Raw genomic sequence first — 21,512 nt, 5'->3', positions numbered from 1 at the left:
CATGGCAAACCAATCTATTCGCTTCGAGTCGGTAAACGTGGGCGACGAACTGCAGCCCGTCAGCGTGCCCATCACCGTGCCGCTGATTGCCGGCGGCGCCATCGCCACGCGTGACTATTTCCCCGGACATCATGACCGCGATGCCGCACGCGAGCTGGGCTCGCCCCATATCTTCATGAACATCCTGACCACCAACGGTCTGGTGCAGAGCTTTGTCGAGAGCTGGGCTGGCGAGGATGCGCGCCTCATGGATCTGAAGATTCGCCTGGGGGCCCCCAATTACCCCGGCGACACCATGAAGTTCACGGGCTCCGTGACCGAGAAGAACGAGGCCACACGCAGCGTTCAGATCGCACTGAAGGGCAGCAATTCCATGGGCTCTCACGTCAGCGGCACTGTGCAAGTGGCGCTGGCCTAAGAACAACAAGCGGAGACATTCCTGTGAACGATATGAATATTTCCGGTCGCGCCGCCATTGTGGGTCTGGGTGCAACAGAATTTTCCAAGAACTCGGGCCGTACCGAGCTGCGCCTGGCCATGGAGGCCACGCTGGCTGCGCTGAGCGACGCCGGCATCGACCCCAAGGAGGTGGACGGCTTTTCCTCGTACTCCGTGGACAAGGTCCCCGAGTATGAAATCGCCCGCCTGCTCGGGGCTCGCAATGTGAGCTTTTTCTCGCAGGTGCCGCATGGTGGTGGCGCGGCCTGCGGCCCTGTGCTGCATGCGGCCATGGCCGTGGCCACGGGCATTGCCAAGACGGTCGTGGTCTACCGCGCCATGAATGAGCGCAGCTGGTACCGCTTTGGCACCGGCAGCTATGGCTTTGGCAGCACGCCATTCTTTGACAATGTGAACTATGGCTGGTACATGCCCCACGGCTTTCACACACCGGCATCCTGGGTGGGCATGTTTGCCCGCCGCTATATGCATGCCTTCGGTGCGACCAGCGAGGACTTCGGCCGTGTGGCCGTGGCCGTGCGCGACTTTGCCGCCACCAATCCCAACGCGTTCTTCTACGGCAAGCCCATCACGCTGGAGGAGCACCAGGCCAGCCGCTGGATCTGCGAGCCGCTGCACCTGCTGGACTGCTGCCAGGAGTCCGACGGTGCCGTGGCCATGGTCATCACATCGAGCGACCGTGCCCGTGAGATGAAGGCCAAGCCGGTCTACATCAAGGCGGCGGCCCAGGGTATCTCTGACGGTCAGCAGTCCATGACCTCGTTCTACCGCGAGGACATCACCGGTCTGCCCGAGATGGGACATGTCGCCAGCCAGCTGTGGCAGCAAAGCCGCCTGACTCCCAAGGATGTGCAAAGCGCGGTGCTGTACGACCACTTTTCGCCCTTTGTGCTGCCTCAGCTGGAGGAGTTCGGGTTCGTCAAGCGCGGCGAGGCCAAGGATTTCATTCGCGCCGGCGAGCATGCACGCGGCGGCTCCATGCCCATCAACACCCATGGCGGCCAGCTGGGCGAAGCCTATATCCACGGCATGAACGGCATTGCCGAAGCCGTGCGCCAGATCCGGGGCAGCTCCGTCAATCAGCTCAAGGACGTGCACAACATGGTGGTGACCGCCGGTACAGGCGTGCCCACCAGCGGCCTGATTCTGGGCGACGAGGCCTGATTGCAAGGGAGACATTCATGTTCATTGACCTGACTCCTGAGCAGCATGCGCTGCGCCTGAAGTGCCGTGACTACTTTCAGGCGTTGATGACGCCCGAGCTCAAGGCCCGCATGCGCGGTGCAGAGGGCGGCGACGAATACCGCGAGCTGATCCGCAAGATGGGGCGCGATGGCTGGCTGGCGATCGGCTGGCCCAAGGAGTTCGGCGGCCAGGGCCTGTCGGCCACCGAGCAGCTGATCTTCTTTGAGGAAGCGAATATCGCCGGGGCTCCACTGCCTTTCGTCACCATCAGCACCGTCGGTCCCGCGCTGATGGAGTATGGCACCGAGGCGCAGAAGCAGGAGTTTCTGCCGGGCATGGCCAGCGGAGACATCATCTTCGCCATTGGCTACTCCGAGCCCGGTGCGGGCTCCGACCTCGCCATGCTCAAGACGCAGGCGCAGCTGCAGGGCGATCTGCAGACCGGGCACTTTGTGGTCAACGGCCAGAAGCTGTGGACTTCAGGCATCGAGTCGGCCGACTACGTGTGGCTGGCTGCCCGCACCGACCCGGAGCTGGCCCGCCACAAAGGTATTTCCATCATGGTGGTGGATACCCGGGACAAGGGCTTTTCGCACACGCTGATTCAGACCGTGGGCAACTACACGGCAGCCACGTATTTCGACAACGTTGAAGTGCCCGCGGCACGTCTGATCGGCCAGCTCAATGGCGGCTGGAAGCTGATCACTGCACAGCTCAACCACGAGCGCCTGGGTCTGGGGGCCTGGTCGGACAAGGTGTTTGCGCCCTTCGTCAAGGTGCTGCAATGGGCCAAGGCCAAGGATGAGCAGGGCCGGCGCGCTGTCGATCAGGCCTGGGTCAGGCGCAGTCTGGCGCAGTGCTATGCCCGCCTTGAAGCCATGCGACTGACCAACTTCCGCATCGCGGCCAGTCTGGAAGCCGGTGCCATGGACGTGAGCCTGGCATCTGCCACCAAGGTCTATGGCTCGGAAGGCATGGTCGAGGTGCTGCATCGATTGATGGACATCGTGGGCAGCAGCGCTCTGGTGCGTGGCGGCTCGGCGGCTTCCTATCTGATGGGTGAGCTGGAGTATGAGCTGCGCGCCTCCAGCATCAACACCTTCGGTGGCGGCACGAACGAGATTCAGCGCGAGCTGATTGCCCAGTTCGGCCTCGGCATGCCGCGCCCTCAGCGCTGATCGAAGACATCTCACACATCAAAAATACCAAGGAGACATGTGATGAGCGACACGACTGTGGTGTCGCGCGAGCAGACCCAGCTCAAGCTGGATCGTCGCGCGCCCATTGCGGCCAAGTACCTGGCCGATACGCCCTACACCATGGCGGATCGTCTGGAGGACTGTGCGCGAGATTTCGGCGAGCGCATCTTTCTGACCGAAGGCGATGTGCGCTACACCTATGCGCAGTTCAACCAGCGCGCCAATCAGGTGGCGCGTGCGCTGCATGAGCAGGGGGTGAGAAAGGGCGATGTGGTGGCCATGGCCATCGAGAATCGCCCGGCCTTTTTCTTTGCCTGGTTTGGCGTGGCCAAGCTCGGTGCCGTGGTGGCCTTCATCAACACCCATGTGATGGGCAAGCCTCTGACGCACGCACTGGAGGTGACCAACGCCAGCCATGTGATCGTGGGCGAGGAATGTGCAGAGCGCTTTGCGCAGACTGAAGGACTGAACACCGCGCTGAGCTACTGGCACTGGCCCGATGAAGTGCGCCCCGCCGCAGCGGGAGTTCTGCAGCAGTTCGGCTCTGATCTGCAGGCCCTTGCCATGAGCCGGGACGGCACGGCGGTGCCGCTGGAGTGGCGCGAGGGCGTGGTGGCCGGCGATACGGCGCAGTACATATTCACCTCGGGGACCACCGGTCTTCCGAAGGCTGCGGTCATCAGCCATGCACGCTGGCTGATGGCGGGGGACTCCATGCAGCTGCTGTGGGAAATCACCCGGGATGACTGCTTCTACTGCTTCTTGCCGCTCTACCACGGCGCAGCTTCCATGTCGCTGACGGCAACCGCCATGGCTGCGGGAGCGCGCATCGTGGTGCGCCGCAAGTTCAGCCGCAGCGAGTTCTGGAGTGATATCCGCGCACATGGCATTACCTTTTGCCAGTATGTGGGGGAGATCTGCCGTTTTCTGCTCAGCGCGCCCGCGACGGACAGCGACCGGGAGCACAGCTTGCGCAAGATGGCCGGAACCGGCCTCACGCCCGAGATCTGGCAGCAATGGACATCGCGCTTTGGCGCCGTGTTCCAGATCTATGAAGGCTGGGGAGGCACGGAGTCCAACACCAATACCATCAACCTGGACAACCGCATCGGCTCCTGCGGTCGCGTTCCGTTCTGGGAAAAGACCAATTTGCGCCTGGTTCGCTACGACCAGGAAAGAGGCGATTACATCCGAGATGAAAACGGCTTTTTGCAATTGGCAGGCGTGAACGAGCCCGGCGAGGCCATCGGCATGGTCATCCAGTATCCCGGTGTGGTTGCCGGGCGCTTTGAAGGCTATACCAGCGAGGAGGCTTCCGAAAAGAAGCTGCTGCGCAATGTCTTTCAGCAGGGCGACCTCTGGTGGACATCGGGCGACCTGCTGCGCTGCGACGAAGACGGCTACTGCTGGTTTGTGGACCGTATCGGCGATACCTTCCGCTGGAAGAGCGAGAACGTCTCGACCATGGAAGTCAGCGATGCACTCGGGGACTTCCAGGGGCTGGATGCGATTACCGTCTATGGAGTGCAGGTTGCCGGCCATGGCGGTCGTGCAGGCATGGCAGCCTTGGTGATGCATGAGGGTGCCGGGTTCGACCCCGGGGCCTTCTGGGAACTGGCTATCTCCCGCCTGCCGCGCTATGCAGCACCGCTGTTCGTGCGCCTGATGGATACGCCGGACATGACCGGCAACTACAAGCTGCGCAAGGTGGATCTGCAAAAGCAGGGCTATGACAGAGCTCAGACGGGCGACCCGCTGTTTGTTCGCAATGACAAGCTGCAGACCTATGTGCCGCTGACCGCTGCAACCCTTGAAGAGGCCCTGCGTGGATAGCGCCGTCGCGCAGGAGCGCGTACGGGCCAAGCCCGCAGATGTGCTGCGTTATCCCTTTGCGCCACCGGCATCAGATGGCAGCCATGTGGAGATCGTCCCCGGTCTGCTGTGGCTGCGCATGCCCATGCCCATGGCTCTTGACCACATCAATGTCTATCTGCTCAGGGACGGCGACGGCTGGGCGGTGGTGGATACAGGGCTGGGTATTCCCGGCACCTTCGAGCTGTGGGAGAAGATCTTCACGGAAAAATTGGCCGGCCAGCCGCTGACCCGTGTGATCTGCACCCACTGTCACTATGACCATGCGGGTGCGGCATGGTGGTTGCAGGAGCGCTTTGGCGTGCCGCTGCTCATGAGCTATGGGGAGTTCATGATGCTGCGCTCGCTGATGGGGCCGCCGCCCGATCCTCTGCCCGAGGCGCATCGCGAGTTCTATGCACGTGCCGGGGTGAGCAGCCAAGAGCTGGACGACATGCTGACTGCCATGCGCAAGGATCCGTTCATGCCGAGGCAGCCCAGCCATTACCAGCGCATTCGTCCGGGGGAGGTGCTGCAGATCGGCGAGCGCCGGTGGCGCATTGTGCTGGGCGAGGGGCACTCGCCCGAGCATGCCTGTCTGTATTGCGAGGAAGACGGAATTTTGCTGGCCGGTGATCAGGTGCTGCCGCGCATCACCTCGAATGTGATGGTCAGCCCCATCGAGCCCGAGGGCAATCCGCTCAGGCTCTGGATCGATTCGCTGCATCGTTTGCATGAGCTGCCGGCCGAGACCTTGGTGCTTCCATCGCACCAGGGTGTTTTCTACGGTCTGCACGAGCGCCTGGTGCAGGTGCTGGAGCACCATGCCGAGCAGTTTGCACTGCTGACCGGACATCTGGGCGAGGTGGGGCGGGCAACGGCTGCCGAGCTGGTGCCCGTGCTCTTTCCCAGGCTGCGCAGCCCCGTGGATCGCCTGATGGCCCTAGGGGAAACGATAGCCCATTTGAACCTGCTTCACCAGGATGGAACGCTGCTGCGTACCTCGGGTGAAGGCAAGATTGCATATTTCTCGTTGGCCTGAGGTGAGGAAGCCATGACGGAACTGGAAACATTCAAACAAGAAGTGGCGCAGTGGCTGGAGGAAAACTGTCCTGCAAGCATGCGCCGGCCCATCGTTTCAGAGGAGATGGTCTGGGGCAGCTCCAGGCTGCAGTTTCTGAACGAGGATCAGAAGCTGTGGTTCGAGCGCATGCGCGATCGTGGCTGGTTTGCACCGTCATGGCCGCGTGAGTACGGCGGTGGTGGCCTCTCTCCCAGGGAGGCCCGTATCCTGGACACGGAGATGGCTCGTCTTGGCTGCCGCCAGCCCCAGTACAACCTGGGCGTGTGGATGCTGGGGCCGGTCCTGGTGGAGGTGGGGACGCATGAGCAAAAGCTCGAGCATCTGGTGCCCATGATGCGCGGCGAGCAGCGCTGGTGCCAGGGATTTTCGGAGCCCAATGCCGGCTCGGATCTGGCCAGCCTCAAAACCTCGGCCAGGCGGGTGAGCGACGAGCAGGGCGAGGCCTATATCGTCAACGGGGGCAAGATCTGGACCTCGGACGGAGACAAGGGCGACTGGATGTATGCGCTGGTGCGCACCAGCAGCGAAGGCAAGAAGCAGGATGGAATCAGCTTTTTGCTGATCGACATGAAGAGTCCCGGCGTCACGGTCAAGCCCATAGAGCTGATCAGCGGCAAGTCCAGTTTCTGTCAGGTCTTCTTCGACGACGTGCGGGTGCCTGTGCGGCAGCTTGTGGGCAAGGAAGGCGAAGGCTGGTCGTTGGCCAAAAAGCTGCTCCAGCATGAGCGTGCAGCCATGTCCAAGTTCACGGAAGGTGGCGCGCCGTCGCACGATGCACTCACGACCGCTTTGCCCTACATGGTGGACGAGCAGGGGCAGATCAGCGATGGCGTGCTGCGCGAGAAGCTGGCAGGACTGCTGATGGATGCACAGTCTTTTGCCCTGACCCATCGTCGGGTGACCGAGAAGGCTCTGGCGCGTCAGGACGTTGCCGGCCTCTCCAGCATCATGAAGCTGGTGCAGACCGAGCAGGAAGTTGCCAAGTACGAACTGCTGGAGCAGGTGCTGGGCCTGCGCGGCCTGGGCTGGGAGGCAGGCGATTGCCTCACAGCCGATGAGATCGATATAGGTCGGGCATGGCTGCGCTCCAAGAGCTACACGATTGCAGGCGGAAGCTCGGAAGTGCAGCTGAACATCATTGCCAAGCGCGTGCTGGAATTGCCTTGACCCCCTGAGCCGCTGTGCGGCGACAGCCTCGCTGCGGGGCGACGGGGCTGCCTAGGCCCTTGCCCGCTGTCTCTGCGCTGGGCCGTGTTGCTCGGGCAGGCTGAGGAAAACGAATTGAAATGGAGACAAGAATATGACCATGCTTTTGTCGCAAGAGCAGGAATTGCTCAAGGACAGCGCTGTTGCCTTTCTCGCGCAGGAAGCGCCCGTGGCCCGGCAGCGCCGTCTGCGGGATGACAAGGTGGAACAGGGCTTTGATACGCAGCTATGGCAGCAGATGGTGGAGATGGGCTGGCCCGTGGCGGTGCTGCCCGAGTCGCATGACGGGTTGGCTGCGGGCTACCTGGGCATGGGTGCCGTGTTTGAAGCCATCGGCCGAAACCTGTCGGCACAGCCGCTGCTGAGCCAGGCCGTGATCGCGCCTGAGCTGTTGATTCGCGCCGGCTCCGCGGCTCAGCAGACGCAGTGGCTGCCTCTGCTTGCAAGCGGGCAGGCCAGGCTCGCACTGGCTCTGGATGAAAAGTCCGGCCAGCACCTTGCAGCCAGATTGGGCACGGTAGCCGAGCAGACCGGCACGGGCTGGTGCCTGAGCGGTGAAAAAGCCTTTGTGATGGATGGCGTGGGCGCCAATGGCTTTGTGGTGCTGGCGGCATCCGGCGAAGGTGCTCCCGGCCTGTGGCTGGTGCCAGCGGATGCACAAGGTGTCAGCATCAAACCCATGAGCATGATGGACAGCCGCAACATGGCCCACGTGCAGTTCGATCAGGTGGAGCTGAGCGCTGATATGGCGTTGGTGGCCCGGCCTGCTGCTCAGGTGCTTGATGAAGTGCTGGACCGAGCCCGGGCCTGCCTGGCCGCAGAGTCTCTGGGCCTGCTGCGTGAGGTGTTTGACCGTACGGTGACTTATCTGAAGGAGCGCGTTCAGTTTGATGTGCAGATCGGCTCATTCCAGGCATTGCAGCACCGTGCGGCACGTCTGTATGTGGAGCTTGAGCTGCTGGAGAGCTGTGTGCTGGCAGCTCTCGAAGCCATTGATTCCGGTTTGCAAGCCAAGGTGCCCGAGCTGGTCAGCGCGGCCAAGGCCAAGTCATCCGACTTGTGCGAGAAGCTGTGCAACGAGGCGATCCAGTTGCATGGCGGCATCGGGGTGACCGATGAACTGGATATCGGCCTGTTCTTCAAGCGGGCACGCGTTTTGCAACGCCTGCTGGGTGACGGCCGCTATCACCGCAACCGCTTTGCACAACTGAAAGGTTTCTGAGATGAGCGATGCCTTGGTTTCCATGGGTGAAAAGATCAGGAACATTCGTGCGCAGCTGACTTCGCAGGGCGCACCTTTTGAAGTGCAGCAGGTCACGCTGCCCGATGGACGCAGCGTGGCAGCCTATCGCAATGCCTTTCAGAATCTGGCACAGGTCATTGATGCCGGCCGGGTTCATGGTGCGGCCGAGTTCATGGTCTATGGCGAGGATCGATGGACCTTTGACAGGTTCTTTGCGGCAGCCGACGCATTGGCCAGTCGCTTGCAAAAGCAGCGCGGCATCCAGCCCGGCGACCGGGTGGCGATCGCCATGCGCAACCGTCCCGAATGGGCCGTGGCCTTTGCTGCCACGGCCTTGCTTGGCGCAGTGCCGGTGCCTTTGAACAGCTTTGGCCTGAGCAGCGAGCTGATGGCCAATCTGGAGGACACCCGGCCGGTGATGCTGATCTGTGATGCGGACCGCCATGCTCGCATCAGCCAGGCCATTGCGCAGACGGCCATCAAGACGGTGGTGGTGGATGGCAAGGGGGGCGATATCAGCTGGTCCGAGTTGACCGCAGGCGGTCATGATGGCTTCGTGTCCCCGCAGCTCAGTGCCGATGAGCCTGCGCTGATTCTGTTCACATCGGGCGCCACCAGCCGGGCCAAAGGCGTGGAATCCACCCACCGCGCAGTGTGCCAGGGCATCTTCAATATCGACTTCATCGGTGCAGTGGCGGCCATGACATCGCCAGACGCCATCGCCGCCATCATGGCGCGACAGCTGCAGCCCACGACCTTGTCGGCAGTTCCTCTGTTCCACGTCAGCGGCCTGCATGCCCAGTTGCTGATCAGCCTGCGCCATGGCCGCCGTCTGATATTCATTCACCGCTGGGAGCCCGAGAAGGCCGTAGAGCTGATTCGCAAGGAAAAGGTCACGCAGTTCAACGGTGCGCCCAGCATGGTGCAGCAGCTCATTGGTCTGCCCGGCTTCGAGCTGCCTGAAAGCTCTGGCAACCTCTCCGGTGTGGGCTTTGGCGGAGCGGGCCTGCACCCGCGCCTGATCGATGAGGTGTTGGCCAAGTTCAAGGGGCGCATGTCGGGCATTGGATTTGGTCTGACCGAATCCAATGGCGTCTGTGCAGGCAGCTCGGGGCGCATGTTCGAGGCGCATCCGCGCAGCTCGGGGGTGCTGTCGCCCATCATCGAGGTACGAATTGCAGACCTGGATGGCACAGCCTTGCCTATCGGCGAGCCCGGTGAGATCTGGCTGCGTGGCGTGACCCTGATGGAGCGCTATTGCGGTGATGCAGAGGCCACCGCCAAGGCCATGCAGGGTGGATGGTTCCACACCGGAGACATAGGCGTTCTGGACGATGAAGGCTTTTTGACCATCGTCGATCGCATCAAGGACGTGATCAACCGCAGCGGTGAAAAGATTGCTGCGGCGGAGGTCGAGGCCTGTCTGCTGCAGCATGAGGCGCTGGAGGAGGCTGCGGTGTTCTCCATGCCGCATGAGGTCACGGGCGAGCAGGTCGTTGCCGTGGTGGTCGGAAAGTCCGGGAGTCAGGTGACTCCCGAGCTGCTTCGCGAGTTCGTGGCCCAGCGTCTGGCGGGCTACAAGGTGCCCAGCCGGATCGTCGTGCGTGCCGAGCCTTTGCCTCGCAATCCCGCCGGCAAGATGCTCAAGGCATCGATTCGCAAGGAATGTGCTGACCTGCTGACCTGATGTACGGAACTGGGGGGGGGCTAGGACTTTCCCGATCACTCTCCGAAAGCCTGCTGCTGCTTCGTGCACCAGCAGGTTTTTTCATTCGGGCAAGTGCTTCATGTGACCCATGTGGACTAGGTCGCTAGGGTCTGTCAGTAGTCGAGTCAGACGATGGTTGAAGAGGCCTTCTGACGCAGTATGCAACTGCCTGCAAACGGCAAAACCAATGGGGCGATGCGAGGCAATGCAACTCGTTTGTAGCACCCGCCAAAAATAAGTTCTAGAACCTAGGAGACAGAGATGAAGTTTGTGACAGCCAAGACTCCACTCGCAGTGGCAGTGGGTTTGATGGTGGCGACGTCGGTATGGGCGAAGGTGCCGGCGAACGAGGCAGAGCAGCTGGGCAAGGAATTGACATGCGTGGGTGCCATCAAGGCCGGCAACAAGGAAGGCACGATCCCTGAGTTCACCGGCAAGTGGGTAGGCGCGCCCACCGGCGTGGCCCATGTGCAATCCAGCGGCAAGCACCCCGTGGACATCTATGCCGATGAGAAGCCGATTGCGGTGATCACTGCTGAGAACGTTGACAAGTACGGGGACAAGCTCAGCGACGGCCAGAAAGCCATGTTCAAGAAGTATCCCAAGACCATGCAGATTCAGGTCTACAAGGGTCATCGTGACTTCCGCTACACCGATGAAGTCTGTGCGGTTGCCAAGAAAAATGCACTGGAATCCGAGGTAAGTCCCGACGGCAACAGCATCAAGGGCAGCATGGGAGCCATCAACTTCCCGATTCCCAAGACCGGCTTGGAAGTGGTCTGGAACAACCTGCTGCCCACACGTGCCTACAACGAGCACATTGTTCGCGATATGGCGAATGTGATGTCCGATGGCTCCATTGCCTGGGGTCGCCAGGAGAACATCAATCTGAGCCTGGACAACCTGCCCTCCAACGTTGGCAAGCCTGTGGAAGGTGTGATGGCCTATAGCCGCACTCGTGTGCTGGCTCCAGAGCGCGAAAAAGGTGGTGTGACCCACTCTGTGGAGCCCGTCAACTTCGCCAAGGACAAGCGCCTGGCCTGGAGCTACGACCCCGGTACGCGCCGCGTGCGCCAGGTCCCCGAGTATGGCTTCGACCAGCCCATGGCGGGAACCGGCGGCAAGATGACCATTGACTCCGATCGCCTGGCCAATGGCTCGCCCGAGCGCTACAGCTGGAAGTTGCTGGGCAAGAAGGAGATGTACATCCCCGCCAACAACTTCAAGATCCATCAGCCCACGGTGAAGTACGCCGATCTGCTCAAGCAGGGGCACGCCAACCCCGACTTCATGCGCTACGAGCTGCGCAGAGTCTGGGCCGTGGAAGGCACGCTCAAGGAAGGCTTCCGCCATGTCTATGGCAAGCGTGTGCTGTTCGTGGATGAGGATACCGGCCAGGCCGTGGCATCCGATATGTATGACACACGTGGCCAGCTGTGGCAGCACGCGTTCATCAACTATTACTACTCGCCCGATATCAAGGCCTGGCACGCAGGAACGTCCTTCTATCACGACCTCAATTCCGGTGGATACATGGGCTACAACTTGTTCCAGGAACGTCCCAAGGGACCCATTCTGAACAAGGGTGACCTGACCCCTGCCATGTTCACGCCCGAAGCCGCACGCAACGTGGGCAACTAAGTTTTATCAACGAGCGACTCATCATGACAAACAATATGAAGAAACTCACTCCCATCGCAGTGGCGGCGCTGCTGTCCCTGGGTATGGGTGCTGTGCACGCGGGGGAAACTGTCGAGCTTGGCAATGGCGTCAAGTTCGACTGGCGTCTGAACATGAGCTATGGCCTGGGTGTGCGACTGGACAACCCGTCGCCGGTCCTGAGCACGGATGGCAACAACAATTTCAAGAAAGGGGCGTTGACCGCCAACCGTCTGGGCGCAGTCTGGGAGAGCAAGCTGTCCAAGGGCGACAGCGGGTTTGTGCTCAATGCCAGTACTTTCTACGACGACGTCTACCACCAGCGTAACGACAACAAGGGCCCGATCAGCACGGCTGGTCCCGTGGACGAGTTCAACTCTGCTGCCAAGCGCTATGGCGGCGGTTATTCGCGCCTTCTGGATACCTACGCCTACACCAGCTTCAACATGGGGGAGACCCGTGCCACGGTGCGTCTGGGCAAGCAGGTGGTGAACTGGGGCGAGTCCATGTACTTTGCCAATATCGCTTCGGCCCAGGGCCCCAGCGATGCGGCAAAGGCAGCTTCGCCCGGCGCTGAGGTCAAGGAAATCCTTCTGCCGGAAGATCAGATCTCGGCTTCGCTGGAAGTCAGTCCCAAGCTCTCGCTGCTGGGCCACTACCAGTTTGGCTTCCATGAAACATTGCTGCCGGCTCCCGGCATGTACACCAGCACCAGCAATGCCCTGGGCCCTGGCGCCTCCTGCCTGGGGGTCTACAACGGCGCGACCTGCCGAGGCCTGCGACGCGGCAATGACATTCGCCCCAGTAGCTCGGGTCAATGGGGTATCGGTGGCCGCTATCGCGTGACCGACGAGACTGAAGTTGGCTTGTACTACCTGAACTATAACGACCGTAACCCTTCGCTGGTTGTGAACATGAATGGTGCCGTACCGACGGGCTATCAGGTCCGCTATTTCGACGATATCAAGATGCTGGGAACGACGGTCAGCACGACCTTCGGAAAGTTCTCCGCATTTGGTGAAGCCAGCTATCGCAAGGGTACGCCAGTGCTCAATGGCAATGGCGTGGCAGTGCGTGGCGATGTGGTGCAGGGCAACGTCGGCGGTATCTTCAATATCGGCCGCACCGGTATCGCGGACGACATGTCCCTGGCTGCTGAAATTTCCGGCTCTCGCGTGCTCAGTGTGGCCGATGGAAGCTCTACCGATAACCTGAGCTTCAAGACCCGCAACTCCCTGGTGGCCGGTGCGACGCTGACGCTGGGCTATCCCGGCATCTTCGAAGGCTGGGATCTGAGCATTCCCATCAGCTACCAGTCACAACTGCGCGGCCGTTCTCTGGTCGGCACCTTCGGCGGCGGCCAGAGCGACAGCCGGTTGAGCATTGGCGCGACTTTTGTTCGCAAGAGCAATTTCTCGATCAACGTGGCCTACATCAACTACCTGGGCAATCCTTCTGCCGATTCCCTGCGTGCACGCCCGCTGGCCGACCGCGACCAACTGTCTGTTACCGCCAAGTACTCGTTCTGAACCACACCAACGAGCCAACACCACAAAAGCCCGGCTCTCCGGGCTTTTGTGTTTGAAAGAGGCGCAAGCGAATGCAAATACTGACCGGAAAATGGGTGACCCCTTTGGGCGCAGCAGCCCTGAGCCTGATGAGCAGTGCGGCATCAGGGCAGCATCTGTTCGATGCTTTGCCTCCTTTGCCCAAGGTAGCCCCCTTGATGGCTCCCACGGAGCTGCATGGTGATACACAGGGCGATATCCGCTTCAAGTCCAGCAGTCCGTATGACCTCGATGTGCTGCTCAGTCAGCCTGCCAAGGCAGAGGCAAGCATGGGTATGGGAAAGCTGTTCCTGCCCAAGGGGGCCAGCGACAAGAAGCAGGTGCCGGCCATGGTTGTCCTGCCGGGTGGCGCGGGGGCCATTCCCGGGCGCGAGAGCGAAATGGCCCAGATGCTTGCCGACAACGGCATAGCTGCGCTGTTGGTCGATAACTTCAAGCCGCGTGGCATCAGCGAAGACATGCCTTATGCGCTCAAGATCATGGGGACCTCCGAGTTCGATGCCGTGGCCGATGCCTATGCCGCACTTAAGGCTTTGAACAAGCACCCGGCCATCGATGGCTGGCGTATCGGGGTGATGGGATTTTCCAAAGGTGGCATTGCGGCACGCATGAGCCTGGATGCACGCATTCGTGACAAGCTGGCGCCTTTCATTCAGCCCTTTGCCTTGCATGTGGACTTTTACGGGCCTTGCTATGCGCTGCTTCAGTCCCGTAAAACCACGGGTTCGCCCTTGCTCAGTTTCAGAGCGGGGGAGGATGCATCGAATGATCTGGTGGCCTGTGCGCAGCAGGAAAAAATCCTGCGTGAGGCGGGCTCCGAAGTCAGCACCGTGGTTTATGCCAGAGCAGGCCATGATTGGGAAAGCGACAAGCCACGAGAGATGACGGATCGCCCCTATCTGTCCGGCTGCACGATTGAGTTCAATGACAAGGACTTCCCCGTCCTCAACGGCCAGCCGCTGATTCCCGCCGGGGCTCAGCCCGATCGCCAGACGCGTTACAGGATTCGGGTGCAAAGCGGCAAAGCGCTGGGGGACTGCGTCAAGGTGGGCTATATTGCCGGACGCGATGAAACCGCGCGCAGTCTGGCCGGCAAGCAGTTGCTGCAGTTTCTCAAGGTAAAGTTCGAGCAGTAGACAGGACTCAACGCGAAAGCAGAAGGCCAGCATTTGCTGGCCTTTTTTCAAGTGTCAAATTTGCCCGAAGTTCTTGTTCATGAAGCGCAGGCTTCTGTCAATTGAGGCCTCCGGAAACAAAAAAGCCGTGCAGCATGGCCGCGCGGCTTGATTGATGGAGTGTGGCCGCTCAGGTTCCGGGCTGCAGCACGGAGCGCTCACCGATCTCAAGCAGCACGGTCATGCTGCGCTTCTGGATGCGCCAGCCTTCGGGCAGCCTTACCCATTCGTCTTCATAGAAGCCGATGGCGTCGTAGCGCAGATGACTGCGCTCGCCCAATCCTTGATGCGCGGCTCGCACCTGAATCCTGCTGAGCGGGCGCTGCGTGTCGCCGGCATCGACTTCCAGATTGCCAAGCAGATGCTGGGTGGGGCCGCAGCCGTCAAGGTGGGTGCTGATCATGCGGCGAACCTTGGCGACTCCTTCGCAGAGGTAGCTGCCTCCGTAGACCGTGGTGCAGTCAGGTGCGAACACCTGCTTCAGCAAGTCCCAGTTGCGTGTGTCGCAGGCCGTGGCGTAGCGGGTCAGGGTCTGGGCCAGAGCATGTTCAAGAAGAACCTGCTCCAGCGTGCTTGCTGCGGTCTGCATCACACTTTGCCGTTCAGGGATGACTGGGGTTCGGGTTTGAGCATGCCGCCCGCATGGCTGACGCCGCCTGCGCTGCCTGCCGCATGGGCATGTCTGGGTTGCCGCTGCAGGCGCTTGATGCGTGCCTTGGCTTCCGCTGCGCCCACATTCAGCCAGTAGGCCATGGCAGGCAGCAGGAAGATCGCTCCCAGCATGTTCACCAGGAACATGAAGGCCAGCAAGATACCCATGTCGGCCTGGAACTTCAGTGCCGAGAACGCCCAGGTGCCCACACCGATGGACATGGTCAGTGCTGTGAAGATGGCGGCGTTGCCACGCTGGCGCATGGCTTCATAGAAGGCCTCGCGCAGCGTGATGTCTCGCTCGCGCAGCTCATGCTGCATGCTCTCGAACAGGTAGATGCCGTAGTCCACGCCCACGCCCACACCCAGGGCAACCACGGGCAGCGTGGGGACCTTCAGGCCAACGCCCAGCAGGGCCATCAAGGCATTGCAGAGTATGGAGACGATGGCCAGGGGCACGACAATGCACAGCACGGCACGCCAGCTGCGGAAGGTCAGCCAGCACAGCAGCGTGATGGCGCCGAAGATGGAGCCCAGCATCTGCACTTCGGCATGTTCCACGGCCTCGTTGGTCGCGACCGCCACGCCGGCGTTGCCGCCAGCCAGCAGGAACTTGACGTTGGGTGTCTTGTCCGCGGCGATGAAGTCATGCACTTCATTGACGACATGGGTCAGCGTGGCGCCTTCGTGGTCCTTGAGGAAGACCTGCAGATTGATGACCTTGCAGCCCTCGGTATTCAGGCCCAGATCGGGAGACAGCGCCTTGGCACCCGAGCGCAATGCGGCTTCGGTGCGCTGCAGCGCCGCCCAGCGGGGGTTACCCTCGTTGTTGCTGGAGGCCGCGATCTTGGCCAGACCGGAGACGGTGGAGACCGATTGCACGCCGTCAACCCGGCGCATGCGCGATTCAAAGCGCTCCACGGCGTTCATCACCTGCCAGTTAAGGCAGCCTTCGTCGAGGTTGGAGGTCTCGACGAAGACGGACAGCACGTCCATGCCGATGGAATAGCTGCCGATGATGGTGTCGTTGTCACGGTTGTAGCGCGACTCGGCGCGCAACTCGGGAGCGCCCGTGCCAACGTCACCTGTCAGCAGGTTGCGCGACTCGTAGGTGCCCACGGCCAGCAGCATCAGCGATACCAACAGCGTCAGCATGGCGGGCTTGCCTTCGGCCAGCGCAGACAGTTTCCACCAGATGGGGTTGCGACCGTTTGCGGTGGAGGAGGGGGCTTGCAGCGCCTTTTTTTCCAGTCGCAGATTGGCCAGCACCGCAGGCAGGAACACCTTGTTGGTGATGATCATCAGCAGCACGCCCATGCAGGCGGTCACGCCCAGCTCGTGCACGATGGGGATGTCGATCAGCATGATGACCATGAAGCCCAGAGCATTGGTCAGCAGCGCCAGAGATCCGGGAACGGCCAGCTTGCGAATCGCGTTCTCGGCGGCCAGCCTGGAGCTTAGGCCGGCGCGCACATCATGCTTCCAGGCTCCCGTCATCTGCACGGCATGAGAGACACCGATGGAGAAGATCAGAAAGGGAACCAGGATCGACATGGGGTCGATGCCGTAGCCGATCAGCGGCAAAATGCCCAGCAGCCAGATCACGGGCAGCAGTGCCACGGCCAGGCCCACCACCGTGAGGTTGGTGGACTTGGTATACATGCGCAGCATGATGGCGGTGATGACGAATGCAATGGCGAAGAAGGTCATCACGGTGGTCAGGCCGTCCATCACATCACCCAGCACCTTGGAAAAGCCAATGATGTGGATGGAGATGTCCTTGCCTTCGAACTTGCTGCGGATCTCTTCCAGGCGCTGCGCCACCTTGTGATAGTCGAGTTTTTCTCCGGTCTTTGGGTCGACTTCGAGCAGGTCGGCGCGCACCATGGCGGACTTCAGGTCGTTGCTGACGAGAGATCCGATCTGGCCGGACTTGGCCACGTTGGAGCGTACCTGGGCCAGGCCTTGTTCGTTGGCCTCGAAGCGCGAAGGAATCAGCACCTCGCCCACATAGCCGTCTTCGGTGATCTCGATGTACTTCACGTTCGGGGTGTACAGCGAATACACCTGACCGCGGTTGACGCCGGGGGTGAAGAAGACCTCGTCCGTCACGCCACGCAGTGCTTCGAGGAATTCCTTGTTGTAGATATCGCCTTGCTGGCCCTTCCACTCCACGCTCACCAGAATGCGGTTGGCGCCCGAGAAGGTGGTTGCATGCTTGAGAAATGCCGTCATGTACTCATGACGCATGGGGATCAACTTGTTGAAGCCCGGATCCAGGTGCGTGCGCATGGCCGAGACAGCCAGCAGTGCCGTGGCAATCAGCGTCAGCACGACTATGGACTTGCTCCACGAGATCAGCCAGCGTGCCGTGGATGCAATAAACCGGTCCAGCCGGTTGGTGGGTTCGCTCAGAGTCATTTGGTCGCTCCTGGGTCAGCCTGGGCGGCTGCCTTGGCTTGTTGTGCAGGGGGAAAGGGCTGCAGGCCTGCGTCGCTGGAGATCCAGCCGCTATCGGGGCCGGTAAGCACTATGTCGGTCAGGGTGGCGCGGCCCTTGGCGCGTTGCAGGCTGAAGCTCTTGCCGCCGTCCTTGCTCAGGCCGAGCATGCTGCCTTGTCCTACCAGGATGATGGTTCCATCCTTTTCCTGGGCGTGGCCAAAGAAGGAGACCGGAGCCTGAATCGCCGACTTGACCCATTGTGCGCCCGGTGCGGCCTGCACAAAGGCGTTGCCGCGCATGCCATAGATCAGCCAGCCGCCGTCGCGTGTAGCCATGGCGTTGTAGAAGGATCCGTTGTAGAACCCGGGCTCGATCTGCCAGCTGGCGCCGGAGTCCTCGGATTTGATGACCAGGCCGCGCTCGCCCACGATCAGCCAGTGCTTGCCATCTTCGGAGCTGGCAATGCGGTTCATGTGCTTGTCCTCCACCTCCGAGGGCAGGGGCAACTGCCCCCAGGTCTGACCGTTATCCTTGGAGGTGATGGCACGACCGAAGGCGCCGACGCTGATCCAGTCGCCGGAAGGAAGGCGCGCGATCGACATCAGAGGCTCTCCGTTTTCCTGGGAGAAAGCGACTTCCTCCCAGGTGCTGCCGCCGTCCTTGGTGCGCAGAATCCAGCCTTCGTGGCCAACGGCAAAGCCGGATTTCTTGTCGGGAGCAAAAGCCATGCTGACGATGAGCGCCTGACGCTGCTCCTTGAGCTGCGCCTGCTGCCAGTGGGCACCCTTGTCGTCCGAGTACAGGATTTCACCGAGTGCGCCGGCTGTCAGAAGACGATCGCCCACCTGCGTGATGGTGTTGAAATGGCTGCGCTCGACGCCCATGGTGGTTGGCGCTAGCGCAGGCGGTGTGCGGGGCGCAAAGGCGAGCGCTGAGGCAAAGGCCACCAATGCTGCTGCGCCTATACCGACGGCTGTTTTCACGTTGTCTCCTTGTTGATTCGTACACGCTGTGCATGTATTGCAAACACGGGTGCAGGTTCTTGATTTGGAGCCTCAGCAACATCGTCCGAATGGACGTTTGCCCGGAGAATTAGGGGTATGTACGGGGCCGGCTTTTTAGTCTCTACAGACGATGGATTCGGTCTGCTTCATTTACACAATGAATGCACACTTTCTTGGTAAGGGAGACATATGGGTTTGCAAGGAAAAGCGGCGCTGGTTGGCGTCGCGCAGTACAAGCCGCAGAAGTACGCAACGGCGCCGCGCATGTTCCATCTGGAGCAGGTTGCCGACCTGACGCTGCAGGCTCTGGAGGACGCCGGCATGGAGCTGTCCGAAGTGGACGGCCTGATCACGAGCGCCCCGCACTTTCATGAAGCCAGCTGCTTTGTGCCGGCCATGGCCGGCGAGTACCTGGGCGTGCGCCTGAACTTCGCCGAAGTCGTGGACCTGGGAGGGGCCAGCTCCGTGGCCATGGTCTGGCGCGCGGCGGCCGCGATCGAGCTGGGGCTGTGCAACACCGTGGTCTGCGTGCTGCCGTCGCGCATGGCGCCGATCTCGGAGCACGACGACCACATCAAGGAAGTCATGAAGGCCAGCCGCTTCGGCGGCCACAGCACCCGCTTTGGAGCGCCCGAGGCCGAGATGGACCTGCCCTATGGCCATATGGCGCAGAACACCGGCTATGCCATGATCGCCCAGCGCTACGGCGCGATCCATGGCTACGACGCGGCCGCTTTGGCGCGCATCAGCGTGGACCAGCGCTTCAACGCCTGTCACAACCCCGATGCCATGTTCTACGGTCAGCCCATCACCGTCGATGACGTGCTGAACTCGCGCATGGTGGCCGACCCTTTGCATGTGCTGGAAATCGTGCTGCCGGCTGCGGGCGGTGGCGCCATGATCGTCACCCGTGCCGACCGTGCCAAAACCACCAGACACCGCCCCGTCAGCATCGTCGGCTGCGGCGAGCACGTGAGCAGCAAGTCGCCCACCTATATGGCCGACATGCTGCAGACACCCATTGGTCCGGCCTCTGCCAAGGCTTTCGAGATGGCGGGCATGCGCCCTTGCGACATGCATATGGCGCAGATCTATGACTGCTACACGATCACCGTGATGCTGACGCTGGAAGACGCGGGCTTTTGCGAGAAGGGCAAGGGCATGGACTTTCTGCGCAACAACGATTTCACCTTCAAGGGCAACTTCCCCATGAACACCCATGGCGGCCAGCTGAGCTTCGGCCAGTCCGGCACGGCGGGCGGCATGTCCCAGGTGATCGAAGCGGTGCACCAGATTCAGGGACGTGCCGGCGACAGGCAGCTGGGTCGCAACGATCTGGCCTATGTGTCCGGTACCGGTGGCGTGATGAGCGAGCAGGGCGCCTTGATCCTGCGGGGAGCATAAGAACATGGCTTGGAACAAACCTCTGCCCCATCCCACGGAAATTTCTGCGCCGTACTGGGAAGGTCTCAAGGCCCACGAAGTGCGCATCCAGCAATGCGATCGTGGACATTCGCTGTTTTTCCCGCGCACCCATTGCCCCACTTGCGGATCGCGCACCCTGAAGTGGAGCAAGGTGTCGGGCGAGGGAACGCTCTACAGCTTCACCGTCGCGCGCATTCCCACCATGCCCGAGTTCACGGACGAAATGCCTCAGGCCCTGGCCGTGGTCGAACTCCGTGAAGGCGTGCGCATCAACACCACCATGGTCGGCGTGGATCCGGACGCACTGAAGGTGGGCATGGAGGTGCGAGCCGTGTTTGACGAGCGCCCCGGCGAGGTCACCCTGCTGCGCTTTACCGCGCATGGGGGCAGCCATCCGAGCGTCATCAAGGCGGACGCGGTGGCCGGGGCTGCCGTGGTGGAGCAGGCTGTCGCTGCCAAGCGCAAGATCTCCGTCAAGGACATCGAGGCCATGAAGTCGCTGGTGTCCGAGGAGTACAGCCCCTGGTCCAACGAGTTCACCGTGAGCCAGGAAGTCATCAACGAGTTCGCCAGGCTCTCGGGCGATGACTACTGGATTCACACCGATCCCGCGCAGGCGCGTGAGAAAAGCCCGTTCGGAACCACCATCGCCCATGGCGCCCTGGTGCAGGTGCTGGCCAGCCAGCTCAGGATTCCGCTGGACTACGAGGTGGTGGACTTCAACAACATGGTCAACTATGGCTCGGATCGTCTGCGCTTCCCGAGCCCTGTGCCCTCAGGCTGCAAGATCCGTGCACGGGCTCGCATCAAGGCGGTGGAGCAGGTCAAGAGCGGTGTTCAGACGACGATGGAGCTCAACATCCATGTGGTCGGCCAGGATCGTCCTGCAGTCATCAACGATCTGGTGATTCTCTACATGTGATCGCCGCAGCCCGTCCTCGGAGGGCGGGTGTTTCAGTTTCTTCAAGGGTTGGGGCTTTGCGCAGGCAAAGCCCTTTTTTTGCGGCCATTCACAGATGGGCTCCTGGCTCTGTAGGAATGCGAAAAATATCAGTCAAATTCGCTTTATACCTATGTCTGCAAAGCGCTGGAAGCTATCAAATTATTGAAATCTGCTTGGCAGGAGTCAAAGCCATGCGATGGCGCCAAAGGGACGTCGATCTGGGGTTGCCACCTAAGTAAATACCTGCTCATCAAAATGGACGATGTTGCGTTTTCCGTGCTGGCCATACTGCAAACCATAAAGGCCATAGAGCCCGCACAGGAGACAAGCATGAAAACCTCTTTTCGCTGGATGAATGCACTTCGCACAGTGTCGCTGGCCGCTGCGGCACTGGCGCTATACCTGCCCGCGATGAATCTGCCACAGAGTGCTGCAGTGGCGGCGCAGGCGGACTCTGCGCCCAAGCTGCCCGCCGGCATCGTGCTCGCCAGTGCCCAGACCTCCTGGAGCGCGGTTTTTGCATCGGGCTATTGAGTCCCGCCAGACCTAGACGACTTTGATCTCTGGGCGATTTCTGTACTGTAAAGTACATGTAAATGAGACTGATTCTCGATTATGATGCGCACGCTTTTGCACAGCACAGAGGTTGTAGCCAATTGATGCCGTAGTCCCTGCGGACGATACCCGCCAAGCCGAATTACAACTCCGTA

At 61.2% G+C, this 21,512-nt stretch carries 17 protein-coding genes; 14 read left to right on the top strand and 3 right to left on the bottom strand.

The window, feature by feature from the left end; translation table 11 throughout:
• Position 1 precedes the first annotated feature (1 nt).
• The 11 genes from QYQ99_RS05095 to QYQ99_RS05045 all read left to right on the top strand — a co-directional run bounded on the left by QYQ99_RS05095 (position 2) and on the right by QYQ99_RS05045 (position 14,298).
• Positions 2–418 carry a MaoC family dehydratase gene (locus QYQ99_RS05095; RefSeq protein ID WP_302091698.1) on the top strand — a complete coding sequence of 139 codons (417 nt, stop codon included), beginning with the start codon at positions 2–4 and terminating at the stop codon, positions 416–418.
• Positions 419–450: 32 nt separating this feature from the next.
• On the top strand, positions 451–1,623 hold the full coding sequence (locus QYQ99_RS05090) for a lipid-transfer protein (protein ID WP_302093115.1): 1,173 nt from the start codon (positions 451–453) through the stop codon (positions 1,621–1,623).
• Between the two features lie 17 nt (positions 1,624–1,640).
• Positions 1,641–2,822 (top strand): acyl-CoA dehydrogenase family protein, encoded by a 1,182-nt coding sequence (locus QYQ99_RS05085; RefSeq protein WP_302091697.1) that lies wholly within the window; start codon positions 1,641–1,643, stop codon positions 2,820–2,822.
• Between the two features lie 42 nt (positions 2,823–2,864).
• Positions 2,865–4,676 (top strand): long-chain-acyl-CoA synthetase, encoded by a 1,812-nt coding sequence (locus QYQ99_RS05080; protein ID WP_302091696.1) that lies wholly within the window; start codon positions 2,865–2,867, stop codon positions 4,674–4,676.
• Positions 4,669–5,736, top strand: coding sequence for an MBL fold metallo-hydrolase (locus tag QYQ99_RS05075; protein WP_302091695.1), 1,068 nt, complete (start codon positions 4,669–4,671; stop codon positions 5,734–5,736). The genes QYQ99_RS05080 and QYQ99_RS05075 overlap by 8 nt, the downstream gene beginning before the upstream one ends.
• A gap of 12 nt (positions 5,737–5,748) precedes the next feature.
• Entirely contained in the window at positions 5,749–6,945 is a 1,197-nt protein-coding gene (locus QYQ99_RS05070) for an acyl-CoA dehydrogenase family protein (RefSeq protein WP_302091694.1), read from the top strand.
• 133 nt (positions 6,946–7,078) lie between these two features.
• Positions 7,079–8,206 carry an acyl-CoA dehydrogenase family protein gene (locus QYQ99_RS05065; protein WP_302091693.1) on the top strand — a complete coding sequence of 376 codons (1,128 nt, stop codon included), beginning with the start codon at positions 7,079–7,081 and terminating at the stop codon, positions 8,204–8,206.
• A gap of 1 nt (position 8,207) precedes the next feature.
• Positions 8,208–9,914: a class I adenylate-forming enzyme family protein gene (locus QYQ99_RS05060; protein WP_302091692.1), complete on the top strand. Its 1,707-nt coding sequence runs from the start codon at positions 8,208–8,210 to the stop codon at positions 9,912–9,914.
• A gap of 282 nt (positions 9,915–10,196) precedes the next feature.
• Entirely contained in the window at positions 10,197–11,576 is a 1,380-nt protein-coding gene (locus tag QYQ99_RS05055) for a DUF1329 domain-containing protein (RefSeq protein WP_302091691.1), read from the top strand.
• Positions 11,577–11,611: 35 nt separating this feature from the next.
• Positions 11,612–13,123 carry a DUF1302 domain-containing protein gene (locus QYQ99_RS05050; protein ID WP_302091690.1) on the top strand — a complete coding sequence of 504 codons (1,512 nt, stop codon included), beginning with the start codon at positions 11,612–11,614 and terminating at the stop codon, positions 13,121–13,123.
• Between the two features lie 71 nt (positions 13,124–13,194).
• A complete protein-coding gene (locus tag QYQ99_RS05045) occupies positions 13,195–14,298 on the top strand; it encodes a dienelactone hydrolase family protein (protein WP_302091689.1) in 1,104 nt (367 codons plus the stop codon).
• Between the two features lie 169 nt (positions 14,299–14,467).
• On the opposite strand, the gene QYQ99_RS05040 is transcribed toward QYQ99_RS05045, so the two are convergent.
• From QYQ99_RS05040 to QYQ99_RS05030, 3 genes are read right to left on the bottom strand one after another with little or no spacing between them, the layout of a single operon-like run.
• Positions 14,468–14,926, bottom strand: a complete 459-nt coding sequence (locus QYQ99_RS05040) for a nuclear transport factor 2 family protein (protein ID WP_302091688.1) — start codon at positions 14,924–14,926, stop codon at positions 14,468–14,470.
• Positions 14,926–17,409: an efflux RND transporter permease subunit gene (locus QYQ99_RS05035; protein ID WP_302091687.1), complete on the bottom strand. Its 2,484-nt coding sequence runs from the start codon at positions 17,407–17,409 to the stop codon at positions 14,926–14,928. The genes QYQ99_RS05040 and QYQ99_RS05035 overlap by 1 nt, the downstream gene beginning before the upstream one ends.
• Positions 17,406–18,413 (bottom strand): WD40/YVTN/BNR-like repeat-containing protein, encoded by a 1,008-nt coding sequence (locus tag QYQ99_RS05030; protein WP_302091686.1) that lies wholly within the window; start codon positions 18,411–18,413, stop codon positions 17,406–17,408. The genes QYQ99_RS05035 and QYQ99_RS05030 overlap by 4 nt, the downstream gene beginning before the upstream one ends.
• Before the next feature lie 210 nt (positions 18,414–18,623).
• On the opposite strand from QYQ99_RS05030, the gene QYQ99_RS05025 reads away from it, so the two are divergent.
• The 3 genes from QYQ99_RS05025 to QYQ99_RS05015 all read left to right on the top strand — a co-directional run bounded on the left by QYQ99_RS05025 (position 18,624) and on the right by QYQ99_RS05015 (position 21,336).
• Positions 18,624–19,838 (top strand): thiolase family protein, encoded by a 1,215-nt coding sequence (locus QYQ99_RS05025; protein ID WP_302091685.1) that lies wholly within the window; start codon positions 18,624–18,626, stop codon positions 19,836–19,838.
• A gap of 4 nt (positions 19,839–19,842) precedes the next feature.
• On the top strand, positions 19,843–20,781 hold the full coding sequence (locus QYQ99_RS05020; protein ID WP_302091684.1) for an OB-fold domain-containing protein: 939 nt from the start codon (positions 19,843–19,845) through the stop codon (positions 20,779–20,781).
• A 351-nt stretch (positions 20,782–21,132) separates the two neighbouring features.
• Positions 21,133–21,336 (top strand): hypothetical protein, encoded by a 204-nt coding sequence (locus QYQ99_RS05015; RefSeq protein ID WP_003057306.1) that lies wholly within the window; start codon positions 21,133–21,135, stop codon positions 21,334–21,336.
• The last annotated feature ends 176 nt before the right edge of the window (positions 21,337–21,512 follow it).

The sequence above is a fragment of the Comamonas testosteroni genome (assembly GCF_030505195.1).
Classification (GTDB): Bacteria; Pseudomonadota; Gammaproteobacteria; order Burkholderiales; family Burkholderiaceae_C; genus Comamonas; species Comamonas testosteroni_G.
The sequence above is the reverse complement of the archived record's forward strand: the minus strand, read 5'-3'. Positions and strand labels throughout refer to the sequence as shown.

Coding starts and splice junctions, on each gene's coding strand:
- QYQ99_RS05095 (WP_302091698.1), top strand. CDS start 2: ATGGCAAACCAATCTATTCGCTTCGAGTCGGTAAACGTGGGCGACGAA.
- QYQ99_RS05090 (WP_302093115.1), top strand. CDS start 451: ATGAATATTTCCGGTCGCGCCGCCATTGTGGGTCTGGGTGCAACAGAA.
- QYQ99_RS05085 (WP_302091697.1), top strand. CDS start 1,641: ATGTTCATTGACCTGACTCCTGAGCAGCATGCGCTGCGCCTGAAGTGC.
- QYQ99_RS05080 (WP_302091696.1), top strand. CDS start 2,865: ATGAGCGACACGACTGTGGTGTCGCGCGAGCAGACCCAGCTCAAGCTG.
- QYQ99_RS05070 (WP_302091694.1), top strand. CDS start 5,749: ATGACGGAACTGGAAACATTCAAACAAGAAGTGGCGCAGTGGCTGGAG.
- QYQ99_RS05065 (WP_302091693.1), top strand. CDS start 7,079: ATGACCATGCTTTTGTCGCAAGAGCAGGAATTGCTCAAGGACAGCGCT.
- QYQ99_RS05060 (WP_302091692.1), top strand. CDS start 8,208: ATGAGCGATGCCTTGGTTTCCATGGGTGAAAAGATCAGGAACATTCGT.
- QYQ99_RS05055 (WP_302091691.1), top strand. CDS start 10,197: ATGAAGTTTGTGACAGCCAAGACTCCACTCGCAGTGGCAGTGGGTTTG.
- QYQ99_RS05050 (WP_302091690.1), top strand. CDS start 11,612: ATGAAGAAACTCACTCCCATCGCAGTGGCGGCGCTGCTGTCCCTGGGT.
- QYQ99_RS05045 (WP_302091689.1), top strand. CDS start 13,195: ATGCAAATACTGACCGGAAAATGGGTGACCCCTTTGGGCGCAGCAGCC.
- QYQ99_RS05040 (WP_302091688.1), bottom strand. CDS start 14,926: ATGCAGACCGCAGCAAGCACGCTGGAGCAGGTTCTTCTTGAACATGCT.
- QYQ99_RS05035 (WP_302091687.1), bottom strand. CDS start 17,409: ATGACTCTGAGCGAACCCACCAACCGGCTGGACCGGTTTATTGCATCC.
- QYQ99_RS05025 (WP_302091685.1), top strand. CDS start 18,624: ATGGGTTTGCAAGGAAAAGCGGCGCTGGTTGGCGTCGCGCAGTACAAG.
- QYQ99_RS05020 (WP_302091684.1), top strand. CDS start 19,843: ATGGCTTGGAACAAACCTCTGCCCCATCCCACGGAAATTTCTGCGCCG.
- QYQ99_RS05015 (WP_003057306.1), top strand. CDS start 21,133: ATGAAAACCTCTTTTCGCTGGATGAATGCACTTCGCACAGTGTCGCTG.